This window comes from Candidatus Flexicrinis affinis, assembly GCA_016716525.1.
Classification (GTDB): domain Bacteria; phylum Chloroflexota; class Anaerolineae; order Aggregatilineales; family Phototrophicaceae; genus Flexicrinis; species Flexicrinis affinis.
In genome coordinates, this window is sequence record JADJWE010000006.1 from 192,756 (window position 1) to 209,116 (window position 16,361).

The window sequence follows — 16,361 nt, forward strand, 5'->3', positions numbered from 1 at the left end:
TCACGACGCCCGGCGCAGCAGTGCGCCGGGCGTTTCTTTTTGGGGGTATCTGCGGGATATTCGCTTGATACCCCCAGTTCTGAACTACCCAAGCCGCGCTGTCGGCCCGTATAATGTGGCGACCTGCATCCCGCAGGATCGTTTATGTTCCGCGCAGCGAAAAGGATCGTTATGGCGCAGCAAGCAGTCACTCCACTCAGCGAAGACGTCTCGAAGTGGTACAACGAGATCATCTACCGCGCGGACATGGCTGCCCCGTCGCCGGTACGCGGATGCGTGATTATCAAGCCGTATGGCTACGAAGTGTGGGAAGCCGTACGCAATGGGCTTGATCGGCGTTTCAAGGCGACAGGCCACCAGAACGCGTACTTCCCGCTGTTCATCCCCGAGAGCTACTTGCGCCGCGAGGCCGAGCACGTCGAAGGCTTCAGCCCCGAGCTGGCGGTCGTCACCATCGGCGGGGGCAAGCAGCTCGAAGAGCCGTTGGTCGTGCGGCCTACCAGCGAGACGATCATCGGCGAGGCGTTCGCGCTGTGGATCCAGTCCTACCGCGATCTGCCGCTGCTGATAAACCAGTGGGCCAATGTCGTTCGCTGGGAACTGCGTACGCGTCCCTTCCTGCGCACGGCGGAATTCTTGTGGCAGGAGGGGCACACCGCCCACGCGACGCACGAGGAAGCCGAGTTCGAGACACTGCAAATGCTCGACATCTACGCCGACTTTGCGATCACCGAGGCGGCGATTCCGGTTATCAAGGGGCTGAAGAGCGAGAACGAGAAGTTCGCCGGCGCCCTGCGGACGTACACGATCGAAGGCATGATGCGCGACGGCAAGGCGCTGCAAAGCGGCACGTCGCACAACCTGGGCCAGAACTTCGCCAAGGTGTTCGACATCAAGTACCTCTCGCGCGACAACGTCGAGGAACTGTGCTGGACGACGAGCTGGGGACTGTCGACCCGTATGGTCGGCGCGATCGTGCTGGCGCACGGCGACGATAAGGGCTTGCGTCTGCCTCCGATGGTCGCGCCTATTCAGGTCGTGCTGCTGCCCATTTACAAGACCGACGAGGAGCGCGTCGCCGTCGAGTCGACGGTCGAGCGAATTGCCAAAGAACTCAAGGCCGCCGGCGTCCGCATCCACGTCGACAACCGCGAGGAGACTCCCGGCTTCAAGTTCAACGACTGGGAGATGCGCGGCGTGCCGGTGCGGATGGAGATCGGCCCTAAGGACGTCGCCAACAACAACGCCGTGCTCGCGCGGCGCGACATCCCCGGCCGTGACGGCAAGCGGTTCGTCTCGCAGGACGGCATCGTGGACGCGGTGCGCGACTTGTTGACCGAAGTGCAGGCCAACCTGCTCGCCGACGCGACCGCCTTCCGCGATAGCCGCATCCACGACGTGTCGACCTACGACGAGTTCAAGCAGGTGATCGAGGCCGACGGCTGGGCGCGTGTGTGGTGGGCTGGCGAAGACGCCCGCGGCAGCGCCGACGAGGCGCGCATCAAGGAGGAGACCGGCGCGAGCCTGCGCTGCTTCCCTCTCGATCAGCCTGGCGGCACCGGTCGGTGCTTCCTGACCGGCAAGACCGCCGACCGCGTCGCGCTGTTCGCGCGGGCGTATTAGGCGGGAAGGTCTCAGGAATCAGGTTTCAGGAGTCAGGATACGGCGTGTGGCGCAGACCACGCGCCGTTTTTTGTCTCCATTCTCTAATCCGCATGTTGTGCGTCCTCAATCCCGCCTCCTGAGGCCTGACGACTGGCGGCGGACAGCCATCTTCTGATACCTGACGACTGAATCCAGACTCCTCCCCTCGTGAAATACCGCACAAACCCGAGCGCATTCTGCTAAAATAGCGGCCGTTCGAAAGGCATCCGCAATGAACTTGCCGATCTTCCTCGCCCACGGCGCGCTCGGCTCTTGGGACGAGATCATCTTCCTTTCCGTATTTGTCGTGTTTCTCGCGATCATGGGCATCGCGTGGGTGCGCAGTCGCGCGATCGGAGACCGCGACATCGACGACGACGAACCGGCGTCTCCGCTCGATGCACCGGCCGACGACTCGCCCGACCGATTCACCCTTCAGTAACGCCCGTGCCGATGTCTCGCCGTACCGTTCTCCTTGCCGTGCTGTTGATCGCCGGCGGCTTGCTCTCCTTCGGGGCGAGCGCGCACGGATTCCTCGTGCGGGCCGTGCCCAACGACCGCGCCGTGCTCGAGCGTTCCCCGGCGCGCGTGCAGTACTGGTTCAGCGAAAGCCTCGAACCGGCCTTCTCCAGCTTGACTGTGCGCACCCCGGCCGGCGAGGTGATCGCTGAAGGTGGAAGCGACCCGGACAACACCGCTCTGTTGAGCGCGACCCTACCGCCCAATCTTCCTGACGGCGCCTACATCGCCGATCTACGCCTCGCGTTTGCCAGCGACGGCCACGTCATCGCCGAGACGCGCGTGTTTTTCGTCGGCGGCGAGGTCGCCGGGGTCGGCAGTGGTGTCGACGCCAGTGTCAACGTGGTCGAGGCCGTGTGGCGTGCCTTAACCGCCATCGGGCTGATCGTGAGCTTCGGCGCGGTCGGGCTGTATGCATGGGTGCTGCGTCCGGCGTGGGGCAGCGCGGCGCATCCTGCCGGTGGACTGCCTCCGCGCGTGATGAATCGGCTGACGCTCGTACTCGCCATCGGCTTGGGCATGACGATCGTCGCGCAGATCGCCGCGCTCTTGCAGCAGTCAGTGACGTTCTTCGGCGTCGATTTCGGGCTGGTGCTGTCCCAATCGCTGTGGGGCGTCGTGCGCAGTTCGACGTTCTTCGGCCAAGTATGGACAGCGCGCATGCTGGTGGTCGGCATCACCGCGGTGATGATCGCAGCAGCGTTCATCAACCGCCGCAGCCAACCCGAGCTCACCCGGCCGATGTGGTCGGCCGCGATGTGGGGGCTGGCGCTCGCGCTCGGCAGCCTTAGCGTGGTGAGCCACGCGCCCGGATCGCGGGCGGCGGCGTGGGCGGCAGTCTTCAACGACTGGACACACCTGCTGACGATTGCGCTGTGGGTCGGCGGATTGGCCGCGCTGGCGGCGGTCCTGCCTGCTGCACTGCGCCCGCTCGATCGTGAGGCTGCGCGCAAGGCACTGCTCGCCGCGCTGCGTCGCTTCTCGCCATTGGCCGCAGCATGTCTGTTCATCGTGATTGCGACCGGCGTGTTCAGCGCGTCGCTGTGGGTTCGCCCGGCCGATCTGGTCACGAGTTCGTACGGCCTGAGCCTGCTGGTCAAGCTGACGCTGGTGGCCGCGCTGGTTGGCGTGGGCGCGCTGCATCACGCGGCGCTCAACCCGCAGCGGTTCGACCGGTGGGCGGGCTGGGTCGAGCGCATCGGCGGGTGGCGCCGCACGCTGCGGATCGAGGCGGCGTTCGGTGTGCTGGCGCTGGCCGGTGCGGGTTGGTTGACTGCGACACCGGTACCGGTACCGTCCGATGCGCTGGTGGCCGTCGCGCCGCTGACCGCCGTGCAGACCGTCGACGATCTCACCGTTTCGCTTTCGATCAGCCCGGGCGGGCCGGGGATTAACACGTTCGACGCGACCGTGACGCGGGCCGGCGAGCCCGTCACCAACGCCCGCGTGACGATGCAAGCCGTCAGCCCCGAGCGCGACGTGCGCGCGCCATGGAGCCACTTCGAACCTCTCGACAGCGGCGGCTACGCCACGGTCAACGCAGACATCGACCGCGAGGGGGCGTGGTGGACGCTGATCGACGTCGCCACACCAGACGGCGAGACGACCCGCGCCGCGTTCACGTTCGATGTCGCGCCGGACGCAGCGGTCGAGGCGACTATCCCGCTCAACCTCGTTCAGGCCGGCGCGCTGGCGCTGGCGATTGCTGCATTGATCGCGGCCCTGCGCCCGGTGTGGCGCGCGCTGTACCGTCGGCTCGACCTTTCGCCGCAGGCAGTGACGATCGTGATCGTCACCGTGTTCGGCTCCGGCGCGGCGCTGGCGGCGGGATACTTGTTCATCGCAGCGGAGAACGAACGCTATTTCGCGACCGTCAATCCGCCGCCGCAGGTCGTCAACCCGACACTGCCTGACGCCGAATCGCTCGCACGTGGCGCGGCGTTGTTCGGGTCGGCGTGCGCGGGCTGGTCGCCCGACTCACCCGGCTGGGAGGCGCTGACGATCCGCCTCGACCGCACGCGGGACGAAGAGCTGTTTGCATTTACCCGCGACGGCTTCCGCGGCCTGCCCCCTTGTGATACCCTGACCGACGCCCAGCGCTGGGACGTCGTGAATTATGCTCGTTTCGCACTCCGTCCCGGATAAGGAATCCGTCCCATGCCCGTGAATCTCGCATTCCATGACACCGATGCTGCGCTCGCCGAAAAGCTCGCTGCCGACTTGAGCGCCGCGAAGATCAAAGGCCCCGGCACCCTCCTAATCGCGCTCATCTCGCGCGCCTCGGCCGCCGACGCCGATGTGCTGCGCCAGATCGACGAGGCCGCAGAACTGCGCCAGCACGTCATCCCGCTGCGGCTGGACGACGCGCCGCTCCCGCGCGTAATCGACCATCTCGACGCACTCGACCTGCGTGAGGGGGCGTACCCGTTCGATCGGATCAAGGCACGCGTGGCGGAGCTCACCGCGCCGAACGCGCCGCGTCCGCTGACGACCCACACGGCGAGCTTGCGCCGGTCGAACCGCCGCGCGGCGATTGTGGTATCGATCATCGCCATCGCTATCTTCGCCATCGGCCTGTACGGGGTCGGCGTGCTGGGCATTCGCGCACCGCAAGACGAGTTCGACGCGGTGGAGACGGCCCGCATGGATCAGCGCAACACGCTCATCGCCCCGACGCTCGAGCCGTTGATTCCAGTCGGGCAGTTCGCTATCAGCCAGTTCGAGCTGACAGTGACCGCTGTGCCGACACGCCTGCGCGAGTATTTGATCGGCACCGTTACGGCCACGTCGCAGGGGACGTACATTCCATCGCCGACACCGCGCATCACCGCCACGCCGGGGGAATAGGCGAGCAGTGGCAAGTGATGAGTGCTGAGAATCCGCCGCATTCCTCGCTCGCTGACCATACTCGTCACTACGCCCCGATCAGGCACAGTTCACGCGGCCGGACCTCTGACTTCTGATTCCTGACTCCTGCCAACTGGCTCCTCCCCACTGCGTTATACTCGGTCGCGCACCTGTTCAATCAGCCGCACCATCGCAACGCCCGGAGATTGCTCTATCGAATAGTCCAGTCACGTGAAAGGATTCCTTATGGCCGTCACAGACCGCCCCGCCGCTTCTTTTAGCCAGAACGTCCACCACATGATCGACCGTGCCCTCACGCACTTCGATCTGCCCCCCGGCCTTGCCGAACTCATCAAGGCCTGCAACAGCGTCCTCGAAGTCCAGTTTCCCGTGCGCCTCGACAGCGGTGAATACCGCATCTTCCGCGGCTGGCGCGCCACGCACAGCGATCACCGCCTGCCGGTCAAGGGCGGCATTCGTTATTCACCTGACGTGCATCAGGACGAAGTCATCGCGCTGGCGACGCTGATGACGTTCAAGTGCGCCATCGTCAACGTGCCGTACGGCGGGTCGAAAGGCGGGCTGGAGATCGACCCGCGCCAGTACAGCGTCGACGAACTCGAGCGCATCACCCGCCGCTTCGCCCGAGAGCTGTACATGAAGGGTTACATTAGCCCGGCAACCAACGTCCCCGCGCCGGACATGGGCACCGGCGGACGCGAGATGGCGTGGATCGCCGATACGTACAAGGCGCTCAACCCGACCGACATCAATTATCTGGCATGCGTGACCGGCAAACCGCCCGAGCACGGCGGCATCCGCGGCCGTGTCGAGGCTACCGGACGCGGCGTGCAGTACGTCATCCGCGAGTTCTTCCGCCACCGCGACGACGTGCAGCTCGCGCGGCTTTCGCCGGGGCTGGCCGGGAAGCGCGCCGTTGTACAGGGACTGGGCAACGTCGGCTATCACGCCGCCAAGTTCCTATCGACCGAGGATGACGTGCGGGTTATCTGCGTGATCGAACGCGATGGCGCCGTGATCAACGAGGACGGCATCGACATCGACCACCTGCGCGCGCACATCGTCGAAACCGGCGGCGTCAAGGACTTCCCCGGCGGGCGCTTCGAATCGGATGGGCGTGGCGGACTGGAGATGGAGTGCGACATCTTGATCCCGGCCGCGATGGAAAGCCAGATCTCGCTCGAAAACGTCGACCGCATCAAAGCGCCGTTGATCGTCGAGGCGGCTAACGGGCCGGTCACGTTCGACGCCGACTCGCGCTTGCGCGCGCGCGGCACGGTCGTGCTGCCGGATACGTACGTCAACGCGGGCGGCGTCACCGTCTCGTACTTCGAGTGGATCAAGAACATCTCGCACATCCGCTTCGGGCGCATGGATCGGCGGTTGGACGAGATGCGCAGCCAGCGGCTGATGGACGCGCTGGAGGTGATGACCGGGCGCGAGCTGCCGGAGTCGCTGCGCAACGGGCTGATCCTCGACTCCGACGAGCTTACGCTGGTGCGCTCCGGCCTCGACGATACGATGCGCTTGGCGTATCAGGAGATCAGCGAAGCGTTCCACCGCAACGAGAAGATCACCGATTTCCGGACGGCGGCGTTCTACGTGGCGATCAAGAAGATCGTGCAGACACACCTTGAAATGGGCGTCTAGCGATGTTAACCGGGATTTTGGCGATCACCCGCCAATGTCTTAAACGTGGCTTAACAACAAAACGCTAATCTTTAACCCGTGATCACCGATCACCTGTACATGGCAAGTGGTCATTCGATCGTAACTCAGGAGGCTGTATGCGTTCTCGTTTTGTGATAGTTGCTATTGTGGCGCTGCTGATCGTTGGCGCCGTCGTTCCGTCCGCGCTGGCGCAGGACGCGCTTGGCTCGGAGGGCAACCCGATTCAGGTGTACTTCGTACCGTCGGTTGAGGCGGGTGTCATCGTTTCCGGTGGCGAGGTCATGGCGCAGGCACTGGAAGCCGCGACTGGCCTGAGCTTCGAGGTGTTCGTGCCGACGTCGTACGCGGCGACGGTCGAGGCCATGTGCGCCGCGCCGGACAGCTCGATGGGCTTCATCCCGGCCGCTGGCTACGTCATCGCCAACAACCGCTGCGGTGTCGAGGTTTCGGCCGCAGCCGTCCGCCGCGGCTGGCCGGTCTACTGGGCCGCCTACATCGCCCGCCGTGATAGCGGAATCCGCACCTTCAACGACCTGGCCGGCAAGAGCTGGGCTTACCCCGATGCCGGTTCGACCTCCGGCTTCATCTTCCCGTCGGTCGAGCTGGGTCTGGCTGGCATCGAGCCGGGCGAGCTGGTTGAGGCCGGTAGCCACAACAACGTCGTCACCGCCGTCTACAACGGCGAGGCCGACTTCGGCACCACGTTCTTCAGCCCGCCGGTCGGCGAATTTGGCGCATGGAGCATCGGCGACAGCCCCGAGCCGTACGACCTGACCGTTGAAGACTCGTACATCGGTGACGACGGCAACCTGTACGTCGGCAACCTGCGTATCCTCGACGCCCGCGCCAACATCCGCGAGACCGCGCCGGACGTGATCGACGCCGTCAAGATCGTGCGCCTCAGCGCCCCGATCCCCAATGACACCCTGAGCTTCGGTCCGGACTTCCCGGCGGAACTCGCCGATCAAATCGTCGACGCGCTGATCGAGTTCTCGGCGACCGAGGAATGGGCGCAGTCGATCGGCAGCGAGGACTTCTACGGCTGGAGCGGCCTCGAGCGCGTTAGCCCCAGCCTGTATGACATCGTGCGCGGTCAGTTCGACGTGCTGGGCCTGACCGAAGAAGACGTCTTCGGCAACTAAGGTCGTTTCGGCCTTAGCACCCGTTGGGTATACTACGGGCAGGGAGGCACCTCCCTGCCCGGTTTTATTTGAGTACATGCGATGCTGATTATCGAAAACCTCACCAAGATCTACGACAACGGCTTCAAAGCGCTGGACAACATCAACCTCGAGATTCCGGACGGCCAGTTCGTCTCGATTATCGGCTTGAGCGGCTCCGGCAAATCGACCCTGCTGCGCTGCATCAACCGACTGATCAAGCCGACCCACGGGCGCATCATTTGGAATGGCATCGATATCACCGCGGCCAACGAGGAAGACGTGCGCGCGATCCGGCGGCGCATCGGCATGATCTTTCAGCAGTTCAACCTCGTCAAACGCTCGTCGGTCATCACCAACGTGCTGCAAGGGCGGCTCGGGTATACCAACCCGCTGTTCAGCTTCATCAATTACTTCCCCAGAAGCGACCGAGACGAGGCGCTGGCAAATCTGCAGCGCGTCGGCATCAAGGAGCAGGCATACAAGCGAGCCAGCGCGCTCAGTGGCGGTCAGCAGCAGCGCGTCGGAATCGCTCGCGCGCTGATGCAGCAGCCCGAGCTGATGCTGGCCGACGAACCGGTCGCCAGCCTCGACCCGGCGACGTCGCACAGCGTGATGAAGTACCTCGAAATCCTGAATCAGGAGGACGGCATCACGGTGTTGTGCAGCCTCCATTTCCTCTCGCTCGCGCGGGCTTACTCCGATCGCGTAATCGCGCTTAAAGACGGCGTGCTGATGTTCGACGGCGGCCCGCAGGAAATCGACAACGTTCGCTTCAAGGAAATCTACGGCGAAGACGCCGTGGAAGTCCAGATCAACTAGGCGTAGGACGGAAAAGCCATCATGCTCACGCCTCCAACCGATTCTCGCAAGGCACTCCGCCGTCTGCTCATGATCGCGGCGATCACGGCTGGGTTCCTGATCTACAGCTACGGCTGGACGATCACCGATATCGACCTCGTCAAGCCACAGGAACTGCCACGGCAGGAAGGCGTCACCCGCGCGCTGCAAGAGCTGCTCAGTCCCAATCTATTCGATCAGGACACCGAGACCGAAATCTTCGGCACAGAGTTCCGCATCGGCTGTGATACCGGCGACCTGCCGGACGTGGCGCAGGCCGCCACGGGCGAACCCGCCCTCACGATCGAACCGGCCTGTGGCGAGCCGGGCGACCGCGTATTCTTCAGCATCGGCAATCTGCCGGTCAACGCGCGCAGCGGCCTGCGCTGGGTGACCGCCTCGGGCGAGGGCCGCCCGCGGGATGTGTTCGTAAGCGAAGATGCACCGCGCGGACGCAATCAGTTCTTTATCCATTCCGACGGCGGCTATTCGGGCTACATCGAAATCCCGCGCATCGCCGGCACGACCGGGGAAGTCCATCGGCTTGAACTGGGCGTCGTCATCCCGATCGGGACGCCGTACGCGAGCCCGACGCTGGAAGAGGTCATTCGCCGTATGATCGAGACGATCTTTATGGCGCTGATGGCGACCACCATCTCGATCCCGATCTCGGTGGCGATCAGCTTCTTCGCCGCGTACAACCTGATGCGCCCGATCAAGATGCAGTTGGGCAGCGCGATGCTGTGGCTGGCGGTGCTGCCGTTCGGTTTCCTGCTTGGGGCATGGCTGCTGACCGAAGTGATGCGATTCACGTTCGAGATCGGCAGTTTCCGCGCCTTCAACGCCACACCTGCCGTCATCGGCTTGAGCCTGCTGGTCGGCGTCACGGCCGCGACGCGCACGACCACGCTGCAACCTGACACGGGCCTCGCCCGACTCCGGCAGATCGCCACGCGGCTTGCTGCAATGGTGGTGGTGGCTGCGGTCATCGGCCTGATTGGCGGGTTCGGAATTGCCGGTCAGGATGGCCTCAGCGACCTCGCGTCGCGCTTCGAGCCGGACGGAAATCTGCTCTCCGGCATCCTGAACAGCATCGGCCGGATGGTCGGCATTCTCGGCGGAATCATTGAGCTGGCAACCCCTCTCATCGCTGGTGCGATCGCGGCGCTCATGCTTCCCGGACTCGTCAACGAACTTGTTAAGCCGATCCTGCGCACCGTGACCGGCGCGGCGAACCATGCCATCGGCGCGGTGCTCGGCGGCATCAGCGGCGCCTTTGCGATGGGTGCCGTCGCCGCGGTTGCGATGGGCGCGGCACTGCTCGGCCTGCTGCCGGTGTTGGTCGGGGCGCTGTTGGGACGCGCTGCCATTACAGGTATCGTGAACCGCTTCTTCCCGCCGCCGCCGGTTTTCCTCGTGACCAACACGGGCCGCACGGTGCGTTCGCTGGTCGGCCTCGCCGGGGCGCTGGTTTCCGGATACGCCACGTTCCTGATCCTCAACGTTGGCCGCACGTTGATCGACGGCACGCTGCCGCCGGTCGAGAACGGCTCACTGCTCGGCCTCGTCACGCTGCCGACCTATATGCTGACTGCGATGACGATCGGCCTCGTGCTGGGCGCCACGGCCGGCGGGTTCAGCGGCGTGCGCGGATCGTTCGCCATCGGCGACGTGCTGTACGGCTTCACGCGCAACATCTTGAACGCCCTGCGCTCGATCGAACCGCTGATCATGGCGCTGATCTTTGTGGTGTGGGTGGGCATCGGCCCGTTCGCCGGCGTGCTCGCGCTGACGCTGCACTCGATCGCCTCGCTTGGCAAGCTGTACAGCGAGCAGATCGAAACGATCGACAACGGCCCGATCGAGGCGCTGCAGTCGACCGGCGCCAATCACCTGCAAACGGTGATCTACGCCGTCGTGCCGCAGATCGTCCCGCCCTACATCGCCTTCACGATGTACCGCTGGGACATCAACGTGCGCATGTCGACGATCATCGGCTTCGTCGGTGGCGGCGGTATCGGCCTGCTGCTCAACCAGTACATCAACCTGCTGCGCTACAGCGACGCGGGCGTGGCAGTGCTGGCGATTGCGCTCGTCGTCTCGGTGCTCGACTACCTCAGCGCGGCCATCCGCGAGCGGTACACGTAGCCACAAGGCCCCTGCAGTGCTGAGTGTGAAGTGATGAGAAACGAGCATAGCCCAACACTTCGAGTCGTATAGGGCTGCCATAGATCGGTGAAGTCAGCCGGGGCATCAGGACAGCGGAAACATGCGCGCATTGGTCATAGCGTTTCTGCTCATTGCTGCGTTTACAGACGGGATCACAGCCCAAGATGACGTCGTGTTCACGTTCGGGCGCGGTGCGCCGGAAGTCATCGTGTGGGACGATTCCGGCGATTCGTTCTATGTGAAGACGAAATCCGGTTCTGTTTGGGCGTATGACGTTGCAACCCTGACCGGACAATCTTCAGATCGGGTCGTGCCGGAGTACGGTTACTACTGGAACGACTCGATGCAAATTGTGGAGGTCGAGTGGCCAAGCAACACCGGGCAGTGGCTCGCGGTGACCCGCGGCGCAGGATACTACGGGGCCGTCGAAATCTATGAGGCAGGGGGAAGTGAGCCGACTGCTGTACTCAGAGGTCATCTGGACGTACAGGGTTTGCGGAGCGTGGCGTGGTCGAATGATGATTCTCGCATCGTTACTTGGGATAGCTACGGCCTCATTCTGGTGTGGGACACAACGAGTTTCTCGTCTCTAGGCAGGATCGAGGATCACGTACTTACGCACACCTATGCGTTTAGTTCAGATTCGCGGTGGATCGCTTTGGGCGACAAATACGGCCGGGCGCGAGTTTTCGATACGACTACTGGCGACCTCGTGCACACGTTCAACAGGGCGCGCTACTACGCCTTGCTGATAACGTGGCAGCCGGATGGCACGTACTTGGCAGTCCACACGTACGGGCGCGCAACAACCAGTAAGGTCTACCGTGAGGAGTGGGTTGTCGACATCTACGACACAGCAACAGGTAAGTTCGCCACCTCCCTAAACTATGCAATTCCTGTAAATAGTGCAGAATGGCATCCCGACGGTGATTACTTGGTGGCGGCGACTCGTGACGACATCCTCATTTGGAAGCCCGGATTCTGGAAGGCGCGGAGACTTCCAATCGAACCGCCATTCAGCGCATTCACGTCGGTTTACTTCTCGACCGACCACAAGAGTCTCGTGGCGAACTTCTCTAACTGCTCACATTCTTCGCATGGCGACATTATCGTTATGGACGCAAAATTGTTCGCGGTCGAGCAGACGATCAGCTGCATTGAGAAACTTCCGCCCGAGCTGCGACAACCGCGGATCAGCCTGATCAATCGGTGGCAGCCCGGGCACAGTCCAGACGGTCAATTTCAGACCGTGAATGACTGGGGCTCAGGATTTCGCTTAGTTCGCGTGGCGGAACATGAGAATTAGCCGCAAGTCCGCGCTATAGTATTGGCATGATCGACATCGATTCGCAGTGGGATTACAACGACCCGGCCGGCTCGGAGATGCGGCTGCGCGCCTTGATTCCGCAGGCCGAGCAGTCCGGCGACCCGGCGCTGGAGGCCGAGCTGCTCACGCAGATTGCGCGGGCGATGGGCCTGCAAATGCGCTTCGACGAAGCCCACGCCCTGCTTGACGACGCGCAGGCGCTGCTCACGCCGGACATGCCGCGGGCGGCGGTTCGTTTGGCCCTCGAGCGCGGACGGCTGATCAACACGGCCGGCGATCCGGGGGCGGCGTTCCCGCACTTCGAATGGGCGTGGGGCTATGCGCGCGATACGCAGCAAGACTTCTACGCCATCGACGCGGCGCACATGCTGGCGATCGTAACAGGTGGCCGCGCGGCGCTCGACTGGAACGCGCAGGCGCTCGACATCGCCGTCAACAGCAGCGACGCTCGGGCGCGCAATTGGGCCGGATCGCTGTACAACAACCTCGGCTGGGCGTATCACGATCTGGGCGACTACAACCTCGCCTTGCAGGTGTTCCTCGACGCCTTGCAGTTCCGCGAGGTGCAGGGCGAGCAGCAGGCGATCCGGATCGCCGCGTGGTGCGTGGGCCGCTGCCTGCGCTCGCTGGAGCTGTACGACGAGGCGCTGACCATGCAGACCGACCTGCTCGTACAGTACGGCGGCAGCGATCCGAACGGGTACACCGAGGAAGAGATCGGCGAGTGCCTGCTGGCGTTAGGGCGCGGGCCGGAAGCGCGCAAGCACTTCGCCGCGGCCTACGGCGTCCTCAGCCACGATCCGTGGCTCACCGCCAGCGACCCGGCGCGCATCGAACGGTTGCGGGCGTTAAGCCGGTAGATAGACATGTCCGCATCTTCTCGAGATCGGACTCTGCACGCGATTTCGAGCTCCATTACTTGGCGGCGAGGTAACTCACGACGCGGTTGATGAACAAGCGTGCTTGACCAAATCTCTCGGGATCGTCGACTTTGCGGAGGGCGTCGGAGATCCATTCCGATTTTGAAGCAGGGAGTCCTCTTTCCCAGCCTTCAAGTTCTCCGACCGGTACTATGAATAGGCCTATCTCTGCAAGCTCTTGGAGGAGCGTTTTGCACGTTTCATGGGCTTGGCCTTTTAGTGCATTGATTCCATGCTGCTTGGGCTGGCTCCACGCGCTTGCTTCCGCGAGTTCGCGATCGATCTTCTTTATAGTCTCAACACTCAGGGATTTACCATTTTCCAGTTCGTCTGCATGTCGTCGCAGGGTCGTAGCGATAGATGACTTGTCGCGTACAGGCGCAACATGCTTGAGATCTGCATTGATGCTCTCGAATTTCGACTGAATCTGCGAAAAATCCTCACCGAGTGACTCGACAACCGACTTGAATCTTGCAGCATCCTGCAATACGTCGAAGTCGGCAATCACGGCCACTGGCACATGCAGCTCTATGTACGAAGCAGCTAGGGCCGGAAGACCCGCGCTACCAGCACCATGCACAAAGTGGATGTCGATCGGTGCGACACCATCTAGTCCGAGTGCGAGACCTTCATAGAATCGACAATCCGCATCTCCTTCGCAAACAATAACACCCTTGTGGAACGCTCCCTGAATTGCATCCGTAGACCTAAGCAACGGCTTTTTCCATAGGTGCCGGAGGTCTTGATTGTCGAGTGTATATATACTAGTGGTATTTCCTATTCGTTCGACTCGGCAAATCTGAACTGCACCATCAGAATCGAGAGCCCCTTTGATGATGTCGCTGCTGTGAGTTGCAACGATTACTTGCCGACCCTCTTGTTGTGCGGTATCGGCCAATAGTCTGCCTAATCTTCGAGCCTGTGGTGGATGCAAAAACGCTTCCGGCTCGTCGACCAAGAACACCTTGTACGGACTACACCTCAATGCGAGTAGACAACCTAAGAAGCTACGTATGCCGTCACCCTCTTGCTCCAACGGCGTAGTGCTGTTTCGTAATGCTTTCAGGTAAGTCATGGAAGTTTTGTCATCGTCTACTGTCCACGGAACCTGTTTTCCGATACGTATGCCGATATCTACCCCAAGCCCCGGATCGAGCATGAGGCTAACATCAAATGCAGCTCCAGTTTCTGAATTGATTGCTTTCAGCACCTGTGAATTAGCTTGTAAGGCGTGAAACTCATGTTTGGGTGCCTCGTTCAGAACATCGATTCTACGCACCGGCCGTGTCAGGTTCAGCCGCGTTTCAGCATTAAGTGAGCGGATCAGGAAATGCGCGAACTTCTCATGAAACAGTCCCGAAGTGTATGTTGAAAATGAGTCAACTGGTTTGACAGTTAAACCAGCATTGATCTCTTCTTCGCTTAGTTTTTCGTCGATCGTGACGAACATCCGCTTACCGCCGTCAATCACGGTCGGGAAGTTCAATCTCATCCAGTCAACCCATTCTCGTGGATTCCCACGCCTAACAGTTTCTGCATCTCCTATCACTAGACCTGACGTGCTCGAACGTGTGTCGTGAGTTTGGATCCGCCGCGTGATCTCGCGCAAAATCGTACTCTTACCGGAGCTATTTGCTCCAATAAGGACAATGAGTGTGTCTGGTGAGAGCGCTATCTCCTTACCATTGAGCAATTTGTGACCTAACCCCGATTCAACGGACGGGCAGAGTGTCAGGGGCAAGTGAGTTGCTCGAATTCAGCAGGGCTGAGATAGCCCAAGGCTGAATGCCGCCGCTGACGGTTGTACCACACCTCGATGTATTCGAAGATCGCCTTGCGAGCTGCCGCGCGTGTCGCAAACGGACGGTCGGCGCACTCGGTTTTCAGCGTTCCCCAGAAGCTCTCCTGCATGGCGTTGTCATAGCAGCGCCCGACATCACTCATGCTGAGGGTCACCTGGTCGTTCTCCAACAGACTCAGGTAGTCGTCGCTGGTGTATTGACTGCCCTGGTCGGAATGGTGCAAGCGCGGTGCACCACGCCGCCCCACCGCCAGCCTCCACGCGTCACAGACCAGTGTTTTGGTCGGGCGGTCACTCATCGCCCACCCCACAATGCGCCGCGAAAACACATCTTGAATGCCTGCCAGATACAGCCATCCCTCGCGGGTCGCGATGTAGGTGATATCCGACAGCCACTTTTCGTTCGACTGCTTGGCCGTGAAGTCGCCTGCCAGCAGGTTCGGAGCGCGGCGGTGGGTCGCATCGCGCTGGGTAGTCGTCTTGGAAGCGCCGTCGCCCTTTGGTCTGTAAGCCCATCTGGCGCATTAGCCGCGCAATCCGGTGCTTGCCCGCCCGCTCGCCATGTGCCCGCAGTTCCGCCTGAACGCGCAGCGTGCCATAGGTCTGGCGGCTCGCCTCATGGACCGCTCGGATCCGTGCGCTCAGCCCGTGATTGGCTTGCGCGCGACGGCTGGGCGTGCGTTTCAGCCAGTCGTAGAACCCGCTCACCGACACCTTCAGCACCGCACACAACCGTCGCAGCGGATACACCCTCCGCTCCTCGGCGATGAACCGGTAGCGGCTCACGACTCCCCCCGCGAGAACACCTGGATGGCTTTTTTTAGGATATCCCGCTCCTGCTTGACGATCTCCAGCTCGCGCTTCAACCGCCGCAGCTCCGCTTGCTCCGCCCGCGCTTCGCTCGGTTCCAGCCGCTCGTCCTGCACCCGGTAGCGCTGCTGCCACTTGTAGATCAGTCCTGGCGTCAGATCCAAGTCGCGTTCGATCTGCGCAATCGTCCGCGTCTTCTCCGCTACCATCGCCAACACGTCCCGCTTGAACTCCTCGGTGTACTTCTTGTAGCGTCCCATCGTCCTCTCCTTACGCTCAGTCTAACGGACATTTTCTCCGTCCGCTAAACTGGGGTAAGGTCATTGAGCTTGCGAATGTAGAACTCTACGCTACTCGACTCTACTTTGGCACGAACCGGAGCCGCATCAGATTCCGACAATTGTTCACCCCCTGCTCTGTCGTTGTGCGAGAATAGTTCGCGGAGAAATCTGCGTATCTTGCTCTCTGTCATGTGCGATCGGACTGCATTCCGCTCAGGCTCTTAAGCCGCAACTCTTGGTTACAATCTGACATTATAGCATTGATAGCAAAGACAAATACGCCCATAATCCTCTACCAACACACTGACACCTTAGCAATCGAAGTGCATCTGCGGCGATACCCCACCCTTG

Annotated in this window: 14 protein-coding genes; 10 read left to right on the top strand and 4 right to left on the bottom strand. The window is 62.1% G+C overall.

The genetic code is table 11. The annotated features are described in order from the left end of the window. Positions 1-171 precede the first annotated feature (171 nt). From IPM16_16130 to IPM16_16175, 10 genes are all read left to right on the top strand, one after another. Positions 172-1,623, top strand: a complete 1,452-nt coding sequence (locus tag IPM16_16130; GenBank protein ID MBK9124629.1) for a proline--tRNA ligase — start codon at positions 172-174, stop codon at positions 1,621-1,623. A 253-nt stretch (positions 1,624-1,876) separates the two neighbouring features. After that, positions 1,877-2,086 (top strand): hypothetical protein, encoded by a 210-nt coding sequence (locus tag IPM16_16135; protein MBK9124630.1) that lies wholly within the window; start codon positions 1,877-1,879, stop codon positions 2,084-2,086. 11 nt (positions 2,087-2,097) lie between these two features. Further along, positions 2,098-4,308 carry a CopD family protein gene (locus IPM16_16140; GenBank protein MBK9124631.1) on the top strand — a complete coding sequence of 737 codons (2,211 nt, stop codon included), beginning with the start codon at positions 2,098-2,100 and terminating at the stop codon, positions 4,306-4,308. A 12-nt stretch (positions 4,309-4,320) separates the two neighbouring features. Next, on the top strand, positions 4,321-5,010 hold the full coding sequence (locus IPM16_16145) for a toll/interleukin-1 receptor domain-containing protein (GenBank protein ID MBK9124632.1): 690 nt from the start codon (positions 4,321-4,323) through the stop codon (positions 5,008-5,010). 297 nt (positions 5,011-5,307) lie between these two features. Continuing rightward, positions 5,308-6,681, top strand: a complete 1,374-nt coding sequence (locus tag IPM16_16150; GenBank protein ID MBK9124633.1) for a Glu/Leu/Phe/Val dehydrogenase — start codon at positions 5,308-5,310, stop codon at positions 6,679-6,681. A 137-nt stretch (positions 6,682-6,818) separates the two neighbouring features. Beyond that, the gene (locus tag IPM16_16155) at positions 6,819-7,844 is read left to right on the top strand and encodes a phosphate/phosphite/phosphonate ABC transporter substrate-binding protein (GenBank protein ID MBK9124634.1); all 1,026 of its coding nucleotides are present in this window, start codon (positions 6,819-6,821) and stop codon (positions 7,842-7,844) included. An 81-nt stretch (positions 7,845-7,925) separates the two neighbouring features. Then, positions 7,926-8,684: a phosphonate ABC transporter ATP-binding protein gene (gene phnC, locus IPM16_16160; protein MBK9124635.1), complete on the top strand. Its 759-nt coding sequence runs from the start codon at positions 7,926-7,928 to the stop codon at positions 8,682-8,684. A 1,119-nt stretch (positions 8,685-9,803) separates the two neighbouring features. Further along, positions 9,804-10,850, top strand: a complete 1,047-nt coding sequence (locus IPM16_16165; protein MBK9124636.1) for an ABC transporter permease subunit — start codon at positions 9,804-9,806, stop codon at positions 10,848-10,850. A gap of 121 nt (positions 10,851-10,971) precedes the next feature. Beyond that, positions 10,972-12,177, top strand: coding sequence for a WD40 repeat domain-containing protein (locus tag IPM16_16170; protein MBK9124637.1), 1,206 nt, complete (start codon positions 10,972-10,974; stop codon positions 12,175-12,177). Between the two features lie 26 nt (positions 12,178-12,203). After that, positions 12,204-13,058, top strand: coding sequence for a tetratricopeptide repeat protein (locus IPM16_16175; GenBank protein ID MBK9124638.1), 855 nt, complete (start codon positions 12,204-12,206; stop codon positions 13,056-13,058). A gap of 55 nt (positions 13,059-13,113) precedes the next feature. On the opposite strand, the gene IPM16_16180 is transcribed toward IPM16_16175, so the two are convergent. From IPM16_16180 to IPM16_16195, 4 genes are read right to left on the bottom strand one after another with little or no spacing between them, the layout of a single operon-like run. Then, positions 13,114-14,811 (bottom strand): ATP-binding protein, encoded by a 1,698-nt coding sequence (locus IPM16_16180; protein ID MBK9124639.1) that lies wholly within the window; start codon positions 14,809-14,811, stop codon positions 13,114-13,116. 38 nt (positions 14,812-14,849) lie between these two features. After that, on the bottom strand, positions 14,850-15,218 hold the full coding sequence (locus IPM16_16185; GenBank protein MBK9124640.1) for a transposase: 369 nt from the start codon (positions 15,216-15,218) through the stop codon (positions 14,850-14,852). Next, positions 15,211-15,705 carry a transposase gene (locus IPM16_16190; protein MBK9124641.1) on the bottom strand — a complete coding sequence of 165 codons (495 nt, stop codon included), beginning with the start codon at positions 15,703-15,705 and terminating at the stop codon, positions 15,211-15,213. Before IPM16_16190 ends, IPM16_16185 begins: the two co-directional genes overlap by 8 nt. Continuing rightward, complete coding sequence (locus IPM16_16195; GenBank protein ID MBK9124642.1) at positions 15,702-15,989, bottom strand: transposase; 288 nt, start codon at positions 15,987-15,989, stop codon at positions 15,702-15,704. The genes IPM16_16190 and IPM16_16195 overlap by 4 nt, the downstream gene beginning before the upstream one ends. Positions 15,990-16,361 lie beyond the last annotated feature (372 nt).